Here is a 21390-nt window from a genome sequence, read left to right as displayed (position 1 = left end):
CAACCAGGAGCGATCGCCTAGATGAACCTATAACTCGAAGCTTTGGAGGTAATACTGCAATGACCATTAAGGCTATCGATCTGCCAATGGAAAAAATTGCTGAATTTTGCGATCGCTGGCAAGTGATTGAGCTGGCTCTATTTGGTTCTGTTCTGCGTGACGACTTTCGCCCTGACAGTGACATTGATGTGATGGTTCAATTTCACCCGGAGGCTCACCCCACATTCAGTAGCCTAGACCAAATGGAGGCGGAGTTAGAGACCATTTTCCATCGAGACGTTGACTTGATTACCCGTCAGGGCATCGAAACCAGTCGTAACTACTTACGCCGTCAAGAAATCCTTTCCTCTGCCCAAGTGATTTATGCAACGGGATCTCCAATTTCTGCTTGATATGCTGCAATCCGCAGAACTCGTCATCAACTACACTGCTCCATGCTCCAAAGACGAGTTCCTGACCAATGTGCAGCTACAAGATGCAGTGATTCGGCGACTCTTGGTGATTGCTGAAGCTGCCAGACGGGTTTCAGCAACAACTCGCCAGACTCTGCCAACTATTGCGTGGCAAGAAATCAATGGTATGCGAAATCGATTAGTTCATGAATACGACGATGTAGACCTCAACATCGTATGGAATGTTGTGCAAAGTGAGATACCGCCTCTGATCGAAGAGTTGAAATCCAAGGTTCCTCCTGAAAGTTGATGCAAGAGAAGTAACACCAGCGATCGCCCCTATTTTCCTCAGCAAAGAGCGATCGCTGATTCTCTCTACTTTTTCTTGCCAAATTTAGCTTTGAGGTCGTTGAGTGTGGGGGGTGGGTTTTTGGCGCGATCGCCTTGCTTTTCACTCTGTTTTTCGCCTTGCGGTTGGATGACCTGATTCGCTTTACTGGTCTTACTGGTGGGTTTGGGAGCGTCTTGACCAGAGCGCATCGTGAGGCTGATTCGCTTCAGGGCTTCGTTGACCTCTAGTACTCGTACCTTGACTACCTGACCCACTTTTACAATCTGTTTAGGGTCGCTGACAAAGCGATCGGCGAGTTGGGAGATGTGGACTAAGCCGTCTTGATGCACCCCAATATCGACAAAGGCTCCAAAGTTAGCCACATTAGTGACCACGCCTTCCAATTCCATGCCCACTTGTAGATCGGAGATCTCTTTCACCCCTTCTTTAAAGGTGGCGTATTTGAACTCAGCGCGGGGGTCACGGCCTGGTTTCTCCAATTCACTAACCATGTCGCGTAGCGTCGGTTCTCCTACCGTCTCCGTTACATATTTTTTTAGATCAGTGGATTTGAGTCGTTCGGCAACTTGGGTGATTTGGGTGAGAGGTACTTGTAAATCCTTGGCGATCGCTTCTACAACTTTGTAACTCTCTGGGTGAACGGCGGTGTTGTCCAGTGGGTTCTCGCCGTCCCGAATCCGTAAAAAGCCTGCAGCCTGTTCAAAGGCTTTGGGACCGAGCTTCGGGACTTTTAGGAGCAAACGGCGGTTCTTGAAGGCACCGTTTTGGTTGCGGTAGGCGACGATGTTGTTGGCGATCGTGGGAGTGATGCCAGAAACAAAGGTGAGCAACTCCTTAGAAGCAGTGTTCAGGTCTACGCCCACATAGTTGACGCAACTCTCTACGGTCTCGTCCAGCTTCTTCTTCAGCAGCTTTTGGTCTACATCATGCTGGTACTGCCCCACTCCAATCGATTTGGGGTCAATCTTTACCAGTTCTGCCAAGGGGTCTTGCAAGCGCCGCCCAATGCTGATTGCGCCTCGTACTGTGATGTCTAAGTTGGGGAATTCCGCGATCGCCACGTCACTAGCCGAATAGATCGAAGCACCCGACTCGTTCACCATCACCTTAATTGGTTTACGGTCTAAGGTTGCCAATACTTCTGTGACGAACTCATCCGTTTCTCGTCCAGCGGTGCCATTGCCGATCGCGATCAATTCAACCTGATAGCGCTCAATTAATTGCTTAAGGGTAGCTGCGGCTTGGGCGCGTTGAGCGGCTGCTTGGTGGGGAAAGATGGCTTGATAGGCGAGAAACTGTGCTGTTTGGTCAAGCACTGCGACTTTGCACCCGGTGCGGAAACCAGGGTCAATCGCCAGGGTGGGTTTCATGCCAGCAGGACTGGAGAGTAACAGTTCCCGGAGATTGGCTTCAAAGGTCTTGATCGACTCCATATCCGCGTAGGCTTTGCGATCGCCTTTCACCTCACCAATTAAAGAGGTTTTCATCAAGCGGTTAAACGCATCCTTAATCATGGCATGGTACAAGTCGCGCACCGCTGGAGTTTTGGTCCGAATCGTCTGCGTCTCTAAATAGGCGAGCACCGCTGTTTCATCGAAGGTGAGGTCGAAGTCTAAAATACCTTCTGCTTCCCCGCGATACAGCGCCAAGAGGTTGTGAGGGGCAATGCCTTTAACTTTAGCTTGGAAGTTGCGGTACATCTCAAATTTAGTTGTACCTTCCGCATGGTCTGACTTGATTTTGGAGACAAAGATGCCTGTCTCCATCAGGTAGTCTCGCAAATAGGCCCGTAGCTCTGCTTGCTCGGCAATACCTTCTGCCAAGATATCCAAGGCACCCTGGAGGGCATCCTCGGCAGTTTTCACTCCCTGCTCCTCAGAAATGTACTTGCTGGCTTCTGTGCCCAGGTCTGCGGGGGTGGCACCGGGGCGGTTCAAGGCTTGGATAAACTCGGCCAGCGGTTGCAATCCTTTTTCTCTAGCAATGGTGGCTCTAGTGCGGCGCTTAGGTTTGTAAGGTAAATAAAGATCTTCTAATTCGGTTTTCTGAAGACAAGGGACAATCTTGGCTTGCAATTCCTCGGTCAGCTTTCCCTGAGCCGCGATCGCCTCTAGGATGGCCGCTTTGCGCTCTTCCAACTCGGTGAGATAGGTGTAGCGATCGAAGAGATCTCGCAGTTGTATCTCATTCATCTCTCCAGTGCGCTCTTTGCGGTAGCGGGCAATGAAGGGAACGGTGGCTCCTTCGGCAAAGAGTTCCAGTGCACTTTTAACCTGGTTAGGTCTGAGGTTTAGCTCCTCGGCCAGAGTTTGAGGAATGTTCAGCATTGCAAGAGTCGAGTGGGAACGTCAGGGTCAACTGTTGTAGCAGTCTTGATCATCTTATCTCCACCTGAATGACTCAGCCAAAATTACTGACTCAATTAATCTGTGCCTGAGGCGATCGCCTTCACTGTTAACTAGCGTAAATTGGCTAGTAACACAGATGGGCAACCGTAACTCAGAGCTAGATTTCAGCTTATCTACTGAGATCTGTAAAATTACTGAGATTAGTGTCAGCGATCGCCAACTTATGTCTAAAAAAGCAGATATAAGCGGTTATGTGTGACAAAGATGTGAATTTTTATGCAAAACATTTGTCTGAAACGATAGAACAGTTCATTCTCTCTTTTAGAATTGACACTAACATGCGTAACCTAAAGGAATGTCTCCGGTGACAGATTCTCCATCGTCTGATCAAACATCCACTTCCGTACTGACTAAACTTCTAGACGTAGATGCTGATTTGGCATCTCAGGAAGCTACACTTTTGGTGCAGCTAGAGGCTGTCCGGGAAAAACGCCACAGCCTGAGAAGCGTGATTGGTATGTTTAGCTCTACAGATGCGGGCTCAACCCCTGCTACACCTGCTACACCTGCTGCACCTGCTACACGTGCTAAACCTGGGAGAAAGCCTAAAGAGAGTAAAGCTCAGGATGCTGAAAAGACTGCCCCTGTAGCCGATGAAGTCACTCCTCCTGAGCCTTCTACGCCTGCGTCTCCTCCAGAAGCAGAAACCGAAGCTCCCGCTCCTGTCAAATCTGGTAGAGGTCGGCGGGCTAACCCAGACAAGCCCAAGCGGAATGCTAAGCCAGCCAGAAAACTAGAAGGTTGGCAGCGATATGTGCGGGCGGAGTTTGGTAAAACTCCTCTGCCTGAAGCTGTTTCAGTAGTCCTCCAACGCCAGCCTGAAGACATTATTGAAGTGCCCGCAATTGTAGATGCCATCTTCGAGCAGGAGATGCCTCAAACTGTACGGAACAAAGCACGCGATCGCATTTTGCATGTGCTCTCGGCTGGCGTTAAGGAGAACAAGTGGCATCGCGGCAGAACTGGGCAATACAGTCTGTCTCGCAATGCTGCTGCCTCTAATAAAGCGTCATAAGCAAAAACAAACCCCAACCTCTTTCGTTTAGCAGCTTAGCTAGCCAGAAGGTTGGGGTTTATTTGTGGCTCTCTCAAGCACTTCCAAAAGGCGATCGCTATCTAGACTTGTGTGGCATCATCTTGGCCGATTTGCCGTTCTACGTTATCGATCGCCGCGTTGAGTCCTGCTAATCTGGTTTCTAAATCATCCCGCATCGATCGCAGAAAACCCAGTTTGCGTTCTAAGCGAGCCTTGCGAGAAACAGGCTCATTACCGTAGCAGGCGTTGCCCCAATTGCTACTCCAGAAAGGAAACATAGTTCAACCTCTCGTATATGCCTCTGATTCCCATCTTGGCTAAATTTTGGTGGGGTATGCTGGACGGATCTCCTCACCTCTTAGGTGGGGTAAAGAATCGCTGTTTGGCTCGCTACAGCACAAAGTCATCGTAATGGCAGGTAGGGCAACTGACATAGTGTCCCTGCCAGCGAATGGGGCCGTCGCCGCACTCTGGGCAGTAAAACGTGAAATTAGCAGTCATTAAGCGGGGGCTGGAGCGAGAGGTTTGTTTTTGGCGTTGCTGGGATGTCGTAGCAGGTTGAGCGGGGGTCTGAGCGGCTAAATATTTCTCTCGGTAAGCTTGCTCAGCCATGACTTGTGCTTCTGATTCAGTCCAACGTTTTTGGGGTTTCAGGGTGGGGACTTGCCGAAAGGGATGCAACATGGCGCTATCTCCCAGTAAGGTGGCGATCGCGCTAGCCACAGCTTTGCAACAACTGGCAGGCGATCGCACCACTTGTTCTTCGCTGAAACGGATAATCAGCCAGCCTTGGTCTAGGAAATATTGATTCCGCTGCTGGTCTTTAGCAGAATCGAGATAGTGGATCGGTTTGCGGCTGTCGTAAGCGTAAGGCTCGTCAATCTCGATATCAATATGCAAATTGAGTGACTGATCAATGTAAGCGAAATCGGGGACATAAGGCTGTTGCAGCTTGGGGTTGCTCACCAGCAGTCCCGTGTGGATTTTGCCGGGAAAATAGCGCCACAGATCATGCTCAAATTGAGTTTCAGAGTGGCCTTTGGGAGCTTTCATATGCACCCCCATTGGCGGCGAAGTTTGTTGCAAGACTTGCTGAACTTGCAACAGGGATGCAGCAGCGGCGATCGCGGGGGGAATTAAAACAGTGGGAAATCGCTCCATACCGCGATCATGACAAATTACTCTCTATTGGTGCAGCGATCGCCCCCCAAAGTCTCACTTCATACGCTGATTGAATCATTCCTGAATCTAGACTTCCAGCTCAGATCCAAGGCTCGTCATCGTCATCTTCCATGCCTGTATTGGTCGTATTGGTTTTGGGGTTGGAGTCAACTTTTCTGAAGGTATCTGGATTAGTGGCAGTGGGGGTGAACAGATCGTCTTCCTCCAGAAAGTCCCAGGGGTCGTCTTCTTGGTCTGCGAAGGAATGGGTTGCTGCTGTCGCTTGGGGCTGAGACTTGGCGCTGGGAGGTGGGGGAGAGACGGGAGCGCTGGCAGTGGGTTCTGGGGTACTTGGGGCTTGGCTAGTCTGCTGATGGCTCTGAAAACCCGTATTTGCTTGGTCAACTACCGTTTGGGTACGCTCTTTCACCTGCTCGGCTACTGTCTGACTGGTAGTTTTGGCCTGCTCGGTAAAGGTTTGGGTTTCTTCTTTGAGTTGTTCGGTGAAAGTCTGCGCCGTCTCTTTGGCTTGTTCCGCGATCGCCTGTGCTCGTTCTTTGGCTTGCTCCGTCAGGATTTGGGCTTGCTTCACCAGCGAAATGTAATCGTCTTTGAGGATATTGCGGGCTTTGGTCAGGGTTTGTTTAATTCCAGGGCGATCGAGTTCAAAGGATGGCACTGCTGCTTCTGGCACCAATACTCGCTTACGACCGAAGCTGAGCACACGGCTAGGAGGCAGTTGGTAGACATCTCCGGTGATGCCATTCCAGCCACTAGAGACAAATAGGTACTGCGTAATCTCCCCTGTTTTGAGACGGAAGCGGTAATCGGTGATGCGACCAATCTTGTTGCCACCGTCGCTCCAGACTTCGCAATTGAGTAGCGAGTCTAACTGCTTCACTTTTTCGCCGTCGGTTTCTTCTGGTTGGGAGTGTACCAAAATGCTGTTGGTGCCGAGGGTCTGAATCTGTGGCAGCTTAAAGACAATCTTCTTCGCTCCCAAAAAGCCTGACTTGCAGATAAATCCCAGGACGCGATGGGCGGCGGGATACATCCACAGCATATCGACTCGCCCCAACTCTTCCATGTTGTTGCGATCGAGGACTAATTGATTGAGCAAGTCGCTTTGTTTGACAACGTCTGCTTCAGCCGTCATGAAAACCCTAAGGTGAAGTGATGTCACCTTTCAAGTCTATCCCAGGCATTGTGAGATCCAGAATTTCCCGTCGCGATCGCCCCTCAACTCCACTTCCCCTAAAGCTCCACCGTCACGGGAGTCCCTAGTACCGCGATCTCATACAATTCGCGAATGTCCTCATTTAACATCCGCACACAGCCATGTGAAGCCGCCTGACCTACAGAGTCGCGATCAGGGGTGCCATGAAACCCAATCGAGTTACGGCCATCTGTCCAAAAGGCAATCCAGCGATCGCCTAAAGGATTGTCAGCCCCCGGAGGCATCACTTTGCGGGTGAAGGGGTTAGTCCAGCCTGGATTTTGCACCATACCCATGACTCGGAACTGACCCGTGGGCGTCTCCCAGCCTGAGCGACCGACTGCAACCGGATAGTTAGCTTTGAGCTGCTTGCCTTGATAGACATAGAGACGACGTTGCTTCAGCTTCAGCACCAGTCGAGTTTCCTGAGCCGTCACATCTGGCAGAATCGGACGAATCGGAGGTAGCTCCGGACTATAGGGAGCCAGAGCTTTAGCTTTCAGCCCTACGATAGGAGCTGGAGTTTTGCTGTTAAGGCTCGTTTTGGCCACCACCGGAGTACCCACAGCACTCCAGCAAATGGCGACTCCCAAACAAACCCACAAAGAACGATTTAGAGACACGGCTATACTTCGTCCTAACGATCACGGAGATTCTGGTGAATGGAATTACCACAGAGCGGCAGGATTGGGATCGCTGATCGGAGTTGAGGTGCTTTCAGAACTCTCATCAGAATTCTCAATTGGTTGAGTTGGCTCCGCTTGTGGGGCAGCCGGAGGAATCTCTGTTGGCGCTGCGTTCTCTTCCACGGGAGCAGACTCAAACTCGGAGGGGGCTTGAGGAGAAGTCGCAGGCTCTGAAGTGGGATCGGTGGGAGATGTTTCCACAGCAGGAGCGGCGGGAGAAGTGGGCTCCTCGATCGCAGGTTCGACCTCAGATTCGGGTGGTGTCGTGGTGGCTGGAGCGGTGGCTGGGGTGGTGGCTGGGGTGGTAGGAGTGGGCTGAGCGGTAGGAGTTGCTTCTGGGACTGGGGTAGGTTCTGGCGTGGAACTAGGGCTGGGTGAGGTCAGCACTTCTGAGGCGGGAGTAGGGGGTGGTGCATCTTGAGCTTGAGCGGATAGAGGAGCCACAACCGCTAAACTCGCTACAGATAGCGAAACGACGGAACGACGAAACCATTGCAACATAGGGGGTAATTGCTGAGTCATGATGTCTCCTCTTGACAATAAAGGCTGACAGTAAGGCCTTTTTCTAATAGATATGGAAGTGAAGTGGAAGTACTCTTCTCAAGAGCGAGGCATTTCTAGGGGCGTGCGATCGCAAGAGAAGTTCGTGCCTACCAAAACACCATTCTGCCAAGTCCCAGCTTGAGATGAACCATCCGCAAAGATGAATGTACCGCGTCCATTGCATTTATTTTCGCGAAACTCTCCGACATAGCGATCGCCATTCTCCAAGGTCCAAATGCCTTTGCCCTGAAACCAGTCATCCTGAAACTGCCCGACATAACTTCTGCCATTGGCAAAAGTAAACGTGCCGCAGCCATTGCGTTTGCCGTTGCGATATTCACCGTCATAGCGATTGCCACCGCTGTAAGACATTGTGCCGCGACCATCCGCAGGTTCGCCATTGGCTAAAGGGCCGAAATATTGTGTACCTGTTTGGTATTTGTAGTCAGGGGTGCGATCAGGCAAAGCAGCGGGAAGTGGCTCTTGGCAAGGTAGGGCTGGCAAGCTGGCGACGGTGACTGGCGATCGCTGAGTTGTAGAAGTTGGAGCGGTAGGTGCTCCAGCCTGGGTAAAGCGGAGGATAGCTGTGCTCGCTACTGCGGTTATCCCCACTCCCATCAATACACCCCCCGCAATCAATCGCCAACTGCGCTCCCGTAGCGGGGTGAAAGCAGGAATCGATTGGTTCGCCTCCGCTGAGTTAGCGTGGAGACGCTCTACAGGAGTCAGAGTGGCTACAGCAGCTGAACTACCTAAGGCGATCGCCGCCGTGGAAGACGGAACTCCCTGCCCCGAACGAACGCCGGGGGAAGCGACTTGCACTAGTTGCTTGAACTCACCCAGTTTAAATTTTCCTTTAGCGGGTTGGCGCTGCTGTTGGTTCCCTTGCAAGTAAACATGCTTGCAGGTGATGTTTTCTATTTGAGTCGCACTATTAATCTGCCAAGCTTCGATACAAGCCCCCGTCAATTCCGTAGCATTGAAATTGGCCGATGTAGCGATCGCCTGAGCCAAATTCGCCTGGGTTAAATTCGCTTGACTGAGATCTGCACCTTCTAAGTTCGCTTGAGTCAGATTAGCTTTGCTAAAATTCGCCCCGCTGGCATAAGCGCCTTCTAGATCTGCACCCTCTAGGTTGGCTCCTTCTAGGTTGGCTCCAATCAAGCAAGCCCGACTCAAACTAACACCTCTAAGGTTTACCCCTGCCAGGTTGGCCTCAAACAGATAAGCTCTGCTGAGATCTGGTTGAATAGTAGGGTTTTTCTCTCTCCAACCATTCCAAGATTCTGCTCCTTGTTCTAGCAGACTGAGGAATTCGTTCTCTGTTTCTGTCATGGAGAACTCCTACTAGGACAAACTACATCGATATATTGGAGCACGACTAGCATCGTCAAAAACAATGTACCTTGTCATCTCTCCTGAGAATGTTGTCTGAATCAGTGCGGTAGTTCCCTGCATAGCTTGTCTAATTCGAGCGATCGCCCGTCCGCGAAATCGCTTGAACCAGGTTAGTGCATTAACAGCGCTTTGGGGAGGATGCCATATTCCACCCTGACAACTGGCACAGTGAAGCTTGCAAGTGTCTAAGGAGACAAAGTCTTGCTGTTACGGCCTGGGATGCAGTTATGGAGAGGTTATGGAGATGCGATCCTCTCGTTGGCAAGGTGTGCCTCTAGACAGGCGTTGGGCTATTTAGGTTCACATACGGTTTGAATATCGTCGGGCTAGTACAGACAGACGCTAGCCAGTAACTTCATCCTTTGCCTTAGGAAAAGGGAGCCATAATAAATGAATACGGAAGAATTGATCCAGCGATATGCCGCCGGAGAGCGAGACTTTAGCATCATTGACCTGAGGGGAGCTGTACTAGAAGCAATTAATTTGAGTGGAGCTATTCTGCATGGAGCCATGCTGGATGGAGCCAACTTGCGGCGCGCGAACCTCAGCCAAGCGACCTTGAGTGGAGCCGTTCTCAAGGGGGCAGACTTAACCCAAGCTGACCTCAGCGGAGCAGATTTAAGTGATGCTGTGCTCGATGCAGCAATTTTAGAGGGAGCTATTCTCGACGACGCTATTTTGAATCAAGCCGATCTGAAAGCGGCTAACCTAGCAGGAGCAGATCTCAGTCAGGCAGACCTCAGTGAGGCGGATTTGGAAGCAGCAAATTTAACCGCAGCCGACTTAGAGGTAGCGGATCTACATGCAGCCAATCTCAGCCACGCTGAATTAAAGCAAGCCAATTTAGAGGGAGCAAACTTAGAGGATGTCAATTTGGCAGGAGCCAAGCTAGAAGATGTCAAGTTAGAAGGTACGGTTCTCGAAAGTGGGGACAGTACACTGATCAGTTAAACAAGTGATTAGTTAAACAAGCGATCTTTTAAATAGGGATGAGCTGAGTTGGGACAGGGCTGGTGATCGCGATCGCCCCCACATCTCCCAATTAATTCAACTTCTGTTGAGATTGTTCTGCTTGGTCTAAAACTTCATCAGCAACTCGGCACCAATCCTGTCGTAAGGGCGCGTCTTCTGGCTTGCTAGTTAAGGTGCGTCCTTTGAGTTCTGGATGCTGAGCATAAAATTTCTCATTTACTTGCGGGTAGAAAGCTCCCGTCGGAAAGTTAAGAGCTTCATACCGTTTCAGCACTTGCTCTTGGCAACCGGAGTCTGCGGTTTGGGGGGTGGGGACCACAGCACCTTTTAGCCAAGCCAGCAAAGCAGGGCCAAACCAATAACTCACTCCCACGATGACTAAAATGGTTATTCCCAATATCAGCAACTTTTTGACGATGTACCACAGGGGTTTGAGTAATAAATAATAGACAGGCTTAATCACCAGCCAGGAAACCAGGTTACCGATAAAGCTGAAGAATGACGGACCGCGAGGTTTAGCGGGACTCGGTGTCGGAGCCACAGGGACAGGGGCCGCAGGGGTTGGTGGTTGGGGGGCTGGCGGCGCGATCGGTGGACGGGCGATCGGAGCTACGACCCAAGTTTTCACCCCAGAATGAGCAGAACTCTGAGCAGAGGCTTGAGGAGACACCTGAGCAGAACCCTGAGCTTTTGCCTTGGCTGGTCTAACTCGCTGGGCTGGGGGGGCTGCTCGTGCCACCGCCAAAGTTTGTACTTGAGAAGTCTGGGCTTGCGGTTGAACGAGAGGTTTTAAGGCTTGTTTGACTTCCTGGGTAGAGGCATAGCGATCGCTCTCTCGCTCCGCCAACATCTTTTCTAATACAGCAGCAAATCGAGGATTCAGCTTGAGAGTTTGCTGCCAGCACCAAGTCCGCTGATGAGAATCATACAACTCAGTGGGATTCTTGCCTGTGAGCAATACCAAAACAGTTACAGCTAAAGCGTACAAATCACTGGCTGGGGAAGCTTTGCCGTATCTCTGCTCAAGTGGGGTGTAGCCTTGTTTCTCTAACTGAGTGGAGATGGCTTGTTGAGTCAACTGGCGCACTGCGGTTGCCGCTACCTGTTTCACACCCCCAAAATCAATCAGAACTGGTTGACCTGTAAACCGTTGCTGAATTAAGTTGTCTGGGGAAATATCACGATGAATCACACCTTGAGCGTGAATATACTCCAGCACAGGCAACAAATCGAGCAAAAGAGCGAGGGCATCCGTTTCGCTAAATTTCTGTCCTTGCTCTAGCAGTTCCCAGTATGTAGGGCCTTCAATATATTGCTGAACCAGGAAAAGATAATCTTCTCCATTTAGATGGGTCTGAATGAGTTCTCGAAATTCTGGGATTTGGGGATGGTGAAGTTGGTAGAGCACCCCAGCTTCTCGCTGAAATAGCTCAGCCGCCTTTTGCAAAACTGCCGTCCCTTTGACTTGGGGAGCAAATTCCTTCAACACGCAATATTCATGAAAGCGGTTGAGGTTTTCGGCCAAATATACCCGCCCAAAGCCTCCTTGGCCCAACATGCGAACAATTTTGTACCGCTTGTCTAAAATAAGATCCGGATGAATGGGTGAGGAGTGAGGCATTGATTGAGCGTGCTTCCCAGCCAGAGAGTCTGTGTCAGATCAGAAATCTTATTGTCATCTTACACAAGTCATTGCTCGGATCTGGGAAATTTAACCTGACCTCAAAATGCTAAGGAGTAACTGCCAAACTGGGCTGACGATTGTAGTCATCTTGGAACCGCACAATGTCGTCTTCTCCTAAGTAATCACCGTTTTGCACTTCAATCAAAACCAGCAGAATCACGCCGGGATTTTCTAGCCGATGTTGGGTGCATTGAGGGACATAAGTAGATTGGTTGTTGTAAAGGGTTAATTCTTGTCCATCGCAAAACACTCGCGCTGTGCCAGAAAGCACAATCCAATGTTCGCTGCGGTGGTGATGCATTTGCAAACTGAGGCGATGACCTGGTTTAACTTCAATGCGCTTAATCTTGTAGCCTCTACCTTCTTCAAGAACGGTGAATGATCCCCAGGGGCGTAATTCGGTGGTGGCAACAGTAGTCGGTGCAGGGTTGGAGGTTGCCATCGCTGAAGAATGCGAGCTTACTTGAATCATTTTTTGAGGCTTAGCCAAATTTCTTCCTCCCAGGAATTACTTCAAAACGGCAATCTAGAAAACTTGAGCCAGCGATCGCAGGGCATTGCAAACCTTATCTTGATCTTGAGGCCACCATAGCAAATGTCAGATGCAGGGTGTCACCCCTAATACCGCATAAAGATCGTTTGCTCACCTTTAAGCAGGGAGGCTTGCACCAAAATACACAACCCAAAACCAAATCCTTAAAAAATCAGGGTGAAAGGCCGAAAACCATAACCCTCAGCTCGACAATTGTTTCACTTCAGTAATTGCTCTCCTCATTTACTCTCCTCTAGCCCTCCTTCGGGATACAACCTCATCCATCCCTGTGGTTCAGACGCCAATAAGGCTGACCGCTGCAATCCTGACTAGTTAAGCACTTTCAGAAATGTGCCTAGGCACTGAGCTAGTTAGACGTTGCCACCGCCAGAAAAGTTGCGATCGCCCTCAACTTTGCTAATTTTTCACTCAAGGAACTTGCCCTCCTCCTTTGGATAGATTTATTCCTTCAAAGAAAAATCACTCCATAGAGTGATGATGACCCATTAAAAAAATCCGTATCGTTCGTAGAAGCTGCGCTCATCAGCAGCAAATCAGGGTACGTGCCAGCTGTATGGCTTTATACTTAGTCCCCTAGCCATCTACCGTTGACCGTACAAATGTTGTTCCCTTTTATGCATGGCAGAGTATCCAGTGAGCCCATCCAAACCACTAGAGCTCAACTGAATCCAATGCTAGAAAGTTGCTCAACCCTCTCTTACATCAGCAGGTCGATCAGTTTTTAATTATTGAGGTGATTGAGCAAGGAGGTATATCTCTAAATGGAACCCAAAACCTGATTTACTCAGCTTTTAACTCCACCAACGCAATAACCCTTAGTTAACTTTCAAGCTCTATTAATAGGTTTGGTACGAAATTTTTGTCTTACTCAGGAAAAGCTTGACCTAGGAACATTTTGCAATCTTTGTAATTTTTGCTACCCCCAAGAAAGGGATTTCAACTGAACCTATTGATCATCCATCAACTCATGTCTCAGATGAGTTCTCAATCCCAGATTTACCAGTGCCAAGGAGGATTGTTTATGCAATTACAAATTGAGTGTAACAACGCTTCCTTAACCGACCAGTCTTGCCTATTGTGCGATCAAGAGTTTGAGTTACAAGAAGCTAGAATTATTGTTTGTAATGAAGGCGGTAATACCTGTGGCGATCTCTGCCCTCAGTGTGTTGCCAAAGGTCCAGATTGGATTTGGCAGCATTTGCTACAAGTAACAAAAATCTCGCTAAAGAGTGAGAAAATCCCCATCTCGCTATAGCCTTGGACTGTTTTTACTAGCCTTAGATCAGCGGAACATTAAGAAGTGAAAACTGGTCTAGTTTGAAGGCTGGCTTCCAGGTAAAACTGTAATTCCCAATTCTTGGTTAGCCATGAAAGTTGCTTTAGTTCATGACTACTTGACGCAAAAAGGTGGCGCAGAACGAGTCTTTGAATTGCTTTGTAAGCGATATCCTAAGGCCGATATCTTTACCTCACTCTACGATCCTAAACGAACAATTGACTTAGGAGATCGTTCCGTCAACACAACTTTACTTCAGCGGATTCCAGGGGCAAGCAAGTACTTTCGGCTATTAGCTCCGTTCTACTTTTCAGCTTTTCGAGCGTTGGACTTGCGAGACTATGACCTGATTATTAGCAGCAGCACTAGTTTTGCGAAAGCGGTAAGAAAAGGTCCAGGTGCACGCCATATTTGTTTTTGTCACAATGTGACTCGTTTTCTGTGGGATACCCAGACCTATTTACGGGAGTACGGTACATATTCCAGATTCTACCCACTGCTAGAAAGCGTTTTCCGCATGATGCGCAATTTAGATTTGCAATATGCTCAGGAGCCTGATCTTTATATTGCCAATTCTAGTGTGGTGGCGAAGCGCATTCAGCAGACTTATGGCAAGCCCGCGATGGTGATTAACTATCCGATTGACAGCAGTAAGTTTTTGTTCGCAGACCAAAAAGAAGACTTTTACTTAGCATCGGCTCGGCTAATTAGCTATAAGCGTCTGGATGTGATCATTGAGGCATTTAACTGGCTGGGATGGCCTCTGTTGATTACAGGCGATGGACCAGAGCGATCGCGCCTAGAGGCCCAAGCTTTGGGTAACATCCGGTTTCTTGGTCATGTCAGTGACACTAAACGGACTCAACTGATGGCTCAGGCTCGCTCAGTGGTGGTAGCAGCCCTGGAAGATTATGGGTTAGTGCCTGTAGAAGCCAATGCTAGCGGCACTCCCGTGATTTCTTATGGAGCTGGGGGAGTGCTAGATACGCAGGTGCCAGGAAAAACGGGTGTCTTTTTCAATCGCCAAACCCCAGAAGCGCTACAAACAGCTTTATGCGAAGCCTCGGATATGACTTGGGATTACAGTAACATCCGCCAACACGCGATGAGCAAATTTTCGGAAGAGGCGTTCTTTGAGCAAGTTGATCAGGTGATTGACCAAGCTATTTACTAAGCTGAGCACTGGTTTGACTTGTGCCTGGTTTGAACTGATTTGAATTCTTCAACTGTTTTCGAGGTGAGAATGGTAGACCTAACTGAAGGAAAGCACATTGAGGCCGCTGAGGCAGATCCAGGATATGGACAACTGTTCGCAGTCCTCATGCGCCGACGCTTCTGGCTTTTGGGTGTATTTAGCGGCGTTTTATCAATCGCTGCAGTCCTCACTTTTCTAGCTGAGCCAGTTTACCAAAGCTCTATGCAACTGTTGGTGGAATCCAACTACCAAAGTAAAAGAGGAGAAAACGGCAATGCGGAGATGTCGTTTGCGGACGCTAGAGTTGAGGTGGATACTGCCACCCAATTGACGCTAATGCGGAGTTCTCATCTGTTGCAGCGAGCGGTGAAGATTTTGAAGCCGCAATATCCAGACATTACGGTGGGGGAACTTCAGAAGTCGTTGGTCTTGACTCAACTTGTTGAAGATAAAGTCAAAACCAAGGTGTTTGAGGTGGTCTACGCTGATTCTGACCCAGAGAAAACGCAAAAAGTCTTACAGGCAATTCAAAAGGTTTATCAAGGTTATAACCGAGAGCAGCAACAGCAACGCTTAGCCAAGGGTCTGTCATTTATTACTGAGCAAGTGCCCAAGGTGCAAGAGCAAGTTAAGCAAGCAGAAGATGCTCTGGAGAAGTTCCGCGATCGCCAAAACCTGATTGACCCAGAAGCACAATCGAAAGCTTTGTTTGATGCGCTCAATAGTGTCAGACAAGATAAACGTACTAATCAAGCACAGTTGAAAGATATGCAGGCCCGTTATGCGGCTTTGCAACAACAGGTCAAGCGATCGCCTCAAGAAGCCTTGGTCGCCTCTCGCCTCAGTCAATCTTCGCGCTACCAAGCTTTGCTTAATGAGCTACAGAAGAGTGAATTAGCCTTAGAGCAACAGCGTCTCCGGTTTAAAGATGCCGATCCGCACATTAAATCTTTGATAGAACAGCGCCAACGACAACTCAATTTACTACGAGCTGAAGTCAGCCGAGTCTTGGGAACGGTTCCAGCCCAGCTAAACCAGTCAGGGAGGGATTTACTCAGAGCAGGCCAACTAGGGGCTACAGACTTAACTCTGATCACTCAATTGGTAGAGGCTCAGGTCAATACTAGAGCTTTGCAGGCTCGTGGCCAGACCCTAACCCAAACCGAGCAGCAATTAACCACAGAGCTCAAACGCTTTCCTCGATTGCTGGCTGAATATGGACGGCTACAGCCCAATGTGCAAGTGGGTCGGGAGACACTGCAACAACTCTTGACCGCAAAGCAGGAACTAGCGCTGGAGATTGCACGGGGTGGGTTTGACTGGCAGGTGGTAGAAGCGGCACAATTGGGTAGCCAAATTGGCCCCAGTCTGAAGCAGAACTTGCTCTTGGGAGCGGTGGCAGGCTTGATTCTAGGAAGTGTCGCCGCCTTTGTCCGAGAGGGTATTGACGATGCGGTTCACAGTTCTGATGAACTGAAGAAACAAGTAGCAGTCCCTTTACTCGGCTTGATCCCAGCGGTGCCGCGCTCTGGCTTTAGCGAGCCCATGCTCAACTTATCTTTCCGTAAAGCTCCTGCTTTGGCCCCAGCCACTCTGCAAGTCGTAGATTGGCCTCCTTTCCGAGAATCCCTAGACCTGATTTACAAAAACATTCAGCTCCTCAATTCCACCTTCCCCTTCAAATCTCTGGTGGTTACCTCTGCCTTAGCAGGCGAAGGCAAATCAACTTTGGCGCTAGGCTTGGCGATGAGTGCGGCGCGTTTACACCAGCGGGTGCTCCTGATTGATGCAGATTTGCGTCGTCCAAGTTTGCATAAACAGCTCAACCTACCCAATGAACAGGGACTTTCTACTCTGTTAGCCAGCGATCGCCCTATTACCGAGGAGCACAGTTATATTCAACCCGCGATCGCCTACAGCAATATCTCGATCTTGACCGCTGGCCCCACTCCTACCGATCCTGCCAAGCTTCTGAGTTCTCAGCGGATGGCAGAACTGATTTCTACCTTTGAGGAATCTTACGATCTAGTGTTACTCGATGCACCGCCCGTTTTGGGGATCGTAGATGCTATCCTCACGGCCTCCTTCTGCAATGGAGTGTTAATGGTGGGTCGTATGGGCCAAGTCACTCGCAGCGAGCTTACTCAAGCCACCAATATGCTGCACAAACTCAACGTAATTGGTGTGATTGCCAATGGCGCTGAAATCTCAGCCAGCAGTTATCTACCCTACTCTAGGTCTGCCTAGCCATCTCGGTTTTCCCTGGATTGAAGTCTTCAACTTCAGATGTCGAAACTGATTACCGACTGACCCCCCATTCAGTATCACCTATCCCTCTGAATCGCTATGAACCTACTTTCAATCCCCAAAGATTCTGCTCTTAAACCTCTTCCTAAAAGCGAGCACCCATTTAAATACGAACTGAAATGGCGACAGAAACAGCTCTTGGTTCGCCTCGCTCACACCAACGACAGACTGCATCTACCTTCTCTCGATAGCCAACGTTGGCTGGTGGCTTGCCTAAAGCGATCGCCCGTTCGCCTGATCAGCCTCGCTCCGGATGTAGGAGAAGAAAAGCTCCGGTATTGGGCTGATGCCTCCGCGCAAGCAGGTAAATCCTTATTTCTCACCATTCCTAACACCCCAGAACTCCCGAAGAAGCAATCTGGTGGCAGTTGGTGGATCAAGCGCCTGCTAGATCGAGTCGCTGCTGCGATCGCCATCTTGCTCCTGAGCCCTGTATTTCTGGCGATCGCCTTAGTGATACACCTACAATCACCTGGTCCCATCCTCTTCTGTCAGTGGCGTGTGGGCGAACGAGGCCGTCTGTTCCGGATTTATAAGTTCCGCACCATGATTGTGAACGCAGAAGAACTGCACCACCAAGTTATGGGTAATCAGCAAGGCTTGCACAAACATGAGAATGATCCCCGCATTACTCCCAATGGTCGCTGGTTACGCAAGTACAGCTTGGACGAACTCCCTCAACTGTTTAATGTGTTGCGCGGAGAGATGAGCTTTGTGGGTCCGCGTCCTTGGGCACTGTATGACGCAGTCCGAATCAGCCCCGATGTGCGACAACGACTGAACGCGCTCCCAGGAATTACAGGAGCATGGCAAGTAATGGCCCGCTCTAACCTTCGAGACATCGACATGGTCAACCGCTCCGATCTGAAATACCTCCGTCACTGGTCGCTTTGGAAAGACTTGAAGATTCTCCTACTGACCGTTCCTAAAGTGCTGTCCGGTTTTGGCGCTTACTAAGAAGAGTGAAGTCTAGGCAATTCCCCATTCCTCCGCTTGGGTTACCCCTCCCCCAGCAGAAGGAATGGGGAGAAGCTAACAATGATCTTTTCTTGGGCGTGACAACTTTTACCTAACCAGAAAATAATGCAGTTAAAGCTTCCAGCATTTCTTCGTCACCTGTTAAAAGCAACGAGCTTTTGGAAAGAGAACGAGTTAATTCTCCGGGAGTTTCAATACTTTCCACAAATCGCAATTTTAGCTGTCGTCTTCTCGCTCTTATCGGCAGCCTTTGAGGGATTCGGGCTAGGCTTCTTGTTGGCATTCTTGCAGAATTTAGTCAACCCCAATGCTGAGCCGTTCAGAACAGGAATTAACTGGTTTGATATCTGGGTTTTAGGAGTTAACACATCGGAAACAAGCCGCCTGTTTCGGGTCTCTGGCCTAATCTTATTGTCAACTTGGCTGCGGGCAGGATTTAACTATCTGACCTATGTCTATACAGAAATGGCTCAAATGCATCTGGTCAATCGCTTACACAAGCGCATTTTTGAACAGTGGCAAGCTTTGAGTTTGAGCTATTTCAGCAAGTCTCATTCTGGTGAACTGCTGAATAGCATTACCGGAGAGATTGGTCGGCTCAGACAAGTGTTTAACCTGACTGCCTTCATTATGACTAAAGGCTTGACGCTTTTAGTCTATGTGGTAATCATCTTCCGCATTTCTTGGCAACTCTCCGTCACCTCAGTACTGTTATTTGTTTTGCTAGGTGTAGGACTCTCGACATTAAATAAGCGAGTTCGAGAAGCGAGTTTTCCAGTTTCCGAAGCCAACGGTAAATTTACATCTGTAGCGATGGAATTTATTAATGGAATTCGCACGGTTCAAGCTTTTGCAACTCAAGATTTTGAGCGTAAACGCTTCTATCGAGCCAGTGATGAAATTGTGGACGCGGGAACCAAAGCGGTCATCGGCTGGGCGATCGTACGGCCTTTAGCAGAAGGTTTGGCCACCACCATTTTGGTTGGCATGATCATCGTGGCTCTGACTGTATTTGTCGCCAATGGCACAATGCAAACAGCTTCTTTGCTCACCTTTCTATTTATCTTGTTTCGTCTAGTACCCGCAGTTCATGAAATTAATGGTAACCGTGCCATGATCAGTAGCTTCCGAGGTTCCCTAGACAATATTAAGGAGCTTCTACGGACTGATAACAAACCATATTTATCTAATGGAGTTCGAGAGTTCACTGGACTCAAGAAGGCGATCGAACTAGTTTCTGTTGACTTTGGTTATGAGTCTGCTCAGTTAGTGCTTCAGAATGTGACGCTGGCGATTAAGCGAGGAGAAATGACCGCCTTAGTCGGGGCCTCAGGTGCTGGAAAAACTACACTGGTTGACTTGTTACCTCGTTTTTATGATCCTACCCAAGGCAAAGTCTTGGTCGATGGTGTAGATCTGCGAGAGTTTGAGCTTAACTCAGTGCGCCGTCATATCGCGGTAGTGAGTCAAGATACGTTTATCTTCAACACTTCTATCCGTAACAACATTGCCTACGGTTTAGAGAATGTGGATGAAGCAGCAATTTGGGAAGCGGCTAAATTTGCCAATGCTCTAGAGTTTATTCAAGAGATGCCAGCAGGCTTTGATACCCAACTAGGCGATCGCGGAGTGCGTCTCTCTGGTGGTCAACGACAAAGGCTAGCGATCGCACGGGCACTCCTCCGCAACCCAGAAATTTTGATTTTGGATGAAGCTACGAGTGCGCTTGACTCGCTTTCAGAGCGCTTGATTCAGGAGTCTTTAGAGAAACTATCTACAGGTCGCACGGTAATTGCGATCGCGCATAGACTCTCGACCATTGTTCGGGCTAACAAAGTCGTAGTCTTGGAACAAGGAAGGATTGTAGAACAGGGCACTTACCAAGAATTGCTAGAACAACGCGGCAAGCTCTGGAAATATCACCAAATGCAATATGAGATGGGCCAAGTAGGGTAGTTCTCAAAACTTACCAACTTTCAAAAGGTTAATCCCGTAGCAAGAGGAACATTAATTTATGCATGTGATTGCTCTAGAAAATGAACTTTCTTCCCGTCGAGGTGGGCAAGAATTAAACTTGCTTGAGATTTGTCACGGTTTATTTCAGCGAGGTCATCGTATTAGCCTGGTTTACATCAAAGAGGGGGATCTATTAGAGAAATATCAATCTTTTTGCAGTTCTCTAACTAAGGTCAATAGCTATGGTTTTGATCGACGAAAACTCAAAGAAACTCTTACTTTCATTTCTGGCTTAAACAGTATTCGAGAGATTCCCATAGAGCAAGATACTGTTGTCTTCAGCAATGACTACTATTCTAGTTTTTTCGGCTGTCTACTCTCTAGCTTTAGATCACTCCCTTTTGTTTGCTATCTGCAACTCCCCCCGCTGGAATTTAATTATCAAAGGCGCATTGCTTTGAAGCGAGTTAATCAGTTTGTCGCAGTTTCAGACCAAACTAAGAATGATTGGCTTCAGGAGGGGATTGCCAAGGAAAAAATTGACGTCGTCTATAACGGCACTGACTTGATGAAGTTTAGACCTGTTGCTAATAGCTTAGCTTTGAGAGAGGAGCAAGATATTGCTGAAGATGTCAAAGTTATTGGCTATGTCGGCAGAATAGATAAACCTAAAGGTTTAGAAGTTTTGATTAAAGCATCTGCTCTACTGGCGGATCGAGGAGTCAATATCAAGCTATTAATTGCAGGCAAACCATTAATTCACTTTAATCCTGAAATTGGAGACCTTTGTTCTGAGTCGGGAGAGCAATATCTACAGTCTCTGAAGCAACTAGCGAAAGATTTGGGTATAGAACAGCGGGTTAGCTTTTTAGGACACTTAACCAATACTGCAACTTTGTATCAAACCAGTGATGTCACTGTTGTTCCGAGCTTGTGGTCAGAACCTTTCGGCAGAGTTGTGATTGAGTCAATGGCCTGTGGAACTCCTGTGGTGGCGAGTCAAATCGGAGGGATTCCAGAAATTTTGACGGGAGAATTCCAAGCTCAACTTTTCGAACCTGGGAATGCTCAAGAGTTAGCCAAAGTATTACAGCAAAACTTGGATTGGAAAGAGAAAGATCCCCAGTTGGGTCAGAGATGCCGCGAACATATGGCGAGTAGATTTAGCTTAGATAGCATGGTGAATGGGATTGAAGCAGTGTTGCTCAAGACTATGAATCAACAAATTTTACCTAAGCAAAAAATCGCTGTCTAACATTGCTTTTAGTTTGATTTCG

19 protein-coding genes are annotated in these 21390 nt (G+C 48.8%); 10 read left to right on the top strand and 9 right to left on the bottom strand.

The window, feature by feature from the left end:
- The first annotated feature begins 59 nt into the window (after nucleotides 1-59).
- Together KME12_20625 and KME12_20620 are read left to right on the top strand one after the other, a co-directional pair.
- Nucleotides 60-392, top strand: a complete 333-nt coding sequence (locus KME12_20625) for a nucleotidyltransferase family protein (protein MBW4490193.1) — start codon at nucleotides 60-62, stop codon at nucleotides 390-392.
- The gene (locus tag KME12_20620; protein ID MBW4490192.1) at nucleotides 364-702 is read left to right on the top strand and encodes a DUF86 domain-containing protein; all 339 of its coding nucleotides are present in this window, start codon (nucleotides 364-366) and stop codon (nucleotides 700-702) included. Before KME12_20625 ends, KME12_20620 begins: the two co-directional genes overlap by 29 nt.
- Nucleotides 703-767: 65 nt before the next feature.
- Here KME12_20620 and KME12_20615 read toward each other — a convergent pair whose 3' ends face one another.
- A complete protein-coding gene (locus KME12_20615; GenBank protein MBW4490191.1) occupies nucleotides 768-3071 on the bottom strand; it encodes an RNA-binding transcriptional accessory protein in 2304 nt (767 codons plus the stop codon).
- Nucleotides 3072-3456: 385 nt separating this feature from the next.
- On the opposite strand from KME12_20615, the gene KME12_20610 reads away from it, so the two are divergent.
- Entirely contained in the window at nucleotides 3457-4167 is a 711-nt protein-coding gene (locus KME12_20610; GenBank protein ID MBW4490190.1) for a hypothetical protein, read from the top strand.
- A 101-nt stretch (nucleotides 4168-4268) separates the two neighbouring features.
- Here the strand turns inward: KME12_20610 and KME12_20605 are convergent, their stop codons facing one another.
- From KME12_20605 to KME12_20580, 6 genes are all read right to left on the bottom strand, one after another.
- Nucleotides 4269-4466 carry a hypothetical protein gene (locus KME12_20605; protein MBW4490189.1) on the bottom strand — a complete coding sequence of 66 codons (198 nt, stop codon included), beginning with the start codon at nucleotides 4464-4466 and terminating at the stop codon, nucleotides 4269-4271.
- 112 nt (nucleotides 4467-4578) lie between these two features.
- The gene (locus tag KME12_20600; GenBank protein MBW4490188.1) at nucleotides 4579-5349 is read right to left on the bottom strand and encodes an endonuclease domain-containing protein; all 771 of its coding nucleotides are present in this window, start codon (nucleotides 5347-5349) and stop codon (nucleotides 4579-4581) included.
- 100 nt (nucleotides 5350-5449) lie between these two features.
- Nucleotides 5450-6505 carry a PRC-barrel domain-containing protein gene (locus KME12_20595; GenBank protein MBW4490187.1) on the bottom strand — a complete coding sequence of 352 codons (1056 nt, stop codon included), beginning with the start codon at nucleotides 6503-6505 and terminating at the stop codon, nucleotides 5450-5452.
- Nucleotides 6506-6603: 98 nt separating this feature from the next.
- Nucleotides 6604-7188 (bottom strand): L,D-transpeptidase, encoded by a 585-nt coding sequence (locus KME12_20590; protein ID MBW4490186.1) that lies wholly within the window; start codon nucleotides 7186-7188, stop codon nucleotides 6604-6606.
- 45 nt (nucleotides 7189-7233) lie between these two features.
- Entirely contained in the window at nucleotides 7234-7773 is a 540-nt protein-coding gene (locus KME12_20585) for a hypothetical protein (GenBank protein MBW4490185.1), read from the bottom strand.
- Nucleotides 7774-7851: 78 nt separating this feature from the next.
- The gene (locus KME12_20580; GenBank protein ID MBW4490184.1) at nucleotides 7852-9129 is read right to left on the bottom strand and encodes a pentapeptide repeat-containing protein; all 1278 of its coding nucleotides are present in this window, start codon (nucleotides 9127-9129) and stop codon (nucleotides 7852-7854) included.
- A 453-nt stretch (nucleotides 9130-9582) separates the two neighbouring features.
- On the opposite strand from KME12_20580, the gene KME12_20575 reads away from it, so the two are divergent.
- Nucleotides 9583-10143, top strand: a complete 561-nt coding sequence (locus KME12_20575; GenBank protein MBW4490183.1) for a pentapeptide repeat-containing protein — start codon at nucleotides 9583-9585, stop codon at nucleotides 10141-10143.
- A gap of 91 nt (nucleotides 10144-10234) precedes the next feature.
- On the opposite strand, the gene KME12_20570 is transcribed toward KME12_20575, so the two are convergent.
- Nucleotides 10235-11785: a serine/threonine protein kinase gene (locus tag KME12_20570; protein ID MBW4490182.1), complete on the bottom strand. Its 1551-nt coding sequence runs from the start codon at nucleotides 11783-11785 to the stop codon at nucleotides 10235-10237.
- A gap of 109 nt (nucleotides 11786-11894) precedes the next feature.
- Nucleotides 11895-12320, bottom strand: coding sequence for a phosphomannose isomerase type II C-terminal cupin domain (locus KME12_20565; GenBank protein MBW4490181.1), 426 nt, complete (start codon nucleotides 12318-12320; stop codon nucleotides 11895-11897).
- Between the two features lie 1102 nt (nucleotides 12321-13422).
- Here KME12_20565 and KME12_20560 point away from each other — a divergent pair.
- The 6 genes from KME12_20560 (at nucleotide 13423) to KME12_20535 (ending at nucleotide 21368) form a co-directional block, all read left to right on the top strand.
- Entirely contained in the window at nucleotides 13423-13656 is a 234-nt protein-coding gene (locus KME12_20560; protein ID MBW4490180.1) for a hypothetical protein, read from the top strand.
- A 112-nt stretch (nucleotides 13657-13768) separates the two neighbouring features.
- Nucleotides 13769-14851, top strand: coding sequence for a glycosyltransferase (locus tag KME12_20555; GenBank protein ID MBW4490179.1), 1083 nt, complete (start codon nucleotides 13769-13771; stop codon nucleotides 14849-14851).
- A 69-nt stretch (nucleotides 14852-14920) separates the two neighbouring features.
- Nucleotides 14921-17119, top strand: coding sequence for a polysaccharide biosynthesis tyrosine autokinase (locus KME12_20550; protein MBW4490178.1), 2199 nt, complete (start codon nucleotides 14921-14923; stop codon nucleotides 17117-17119).
- 99 nt (nucleotides 17120-17218) lie between these two features.
- Nucleotides 17219-18136, top strand: coding sequence for a sugar transferase (locus tag KME12_20545; GenBank protein ID MBW4490177.1), 918 nt, complete (start codon nucleotides 17219-17221; stop codon nucleotides 18134-18136).
- 126 nt (nucleotides 18137-18262) lie between these two features.
- The gene (locus KME12_20540) at nucleotides 18263-20113 is read left to right on the top strand and encodes an ABC transporter ATP-binding protein/permease (GenBank protein MBW4490176.1); all 1851 of its coding nucleotides are present in this window, start codon (nucleotides 18263-18265) and stop codon (nucleotides 20111-20113) included.
- Nucleotides 20114-20171: 58 nt separating this feature from the next.
- Nucleotides 20172-21368 (top strand): glycosyltransferase family 4 protein, encoded by a 1197-nt coding sequence (locus tag KME12_20535; protein MBW4490175.1) that lies wholly within the window; start codon nucleotides 20172-20174, stop codon nucleotides 21366-21368.
- The last annotated feature ends 22 nt before the right edge of the window (nucleotides 21369-21390 follow it).

It is taken from the genome of Trichocoleus desertorum ATA4-8-CV12, assembly GCA_019358975.1.
GTDB classification, from domain to species: Bacteria; Cyanobacteriota; Cyanobacteriia; order FACHB-46; family FACHB-46; genus Trichocoleus; species Trichocoleus desertorum_A.
The sequence above is the reverse complement of the archived record's forward strand: the minus strand, read 5'-3'. Positions and strand labels throughout refer to the sequence as shown.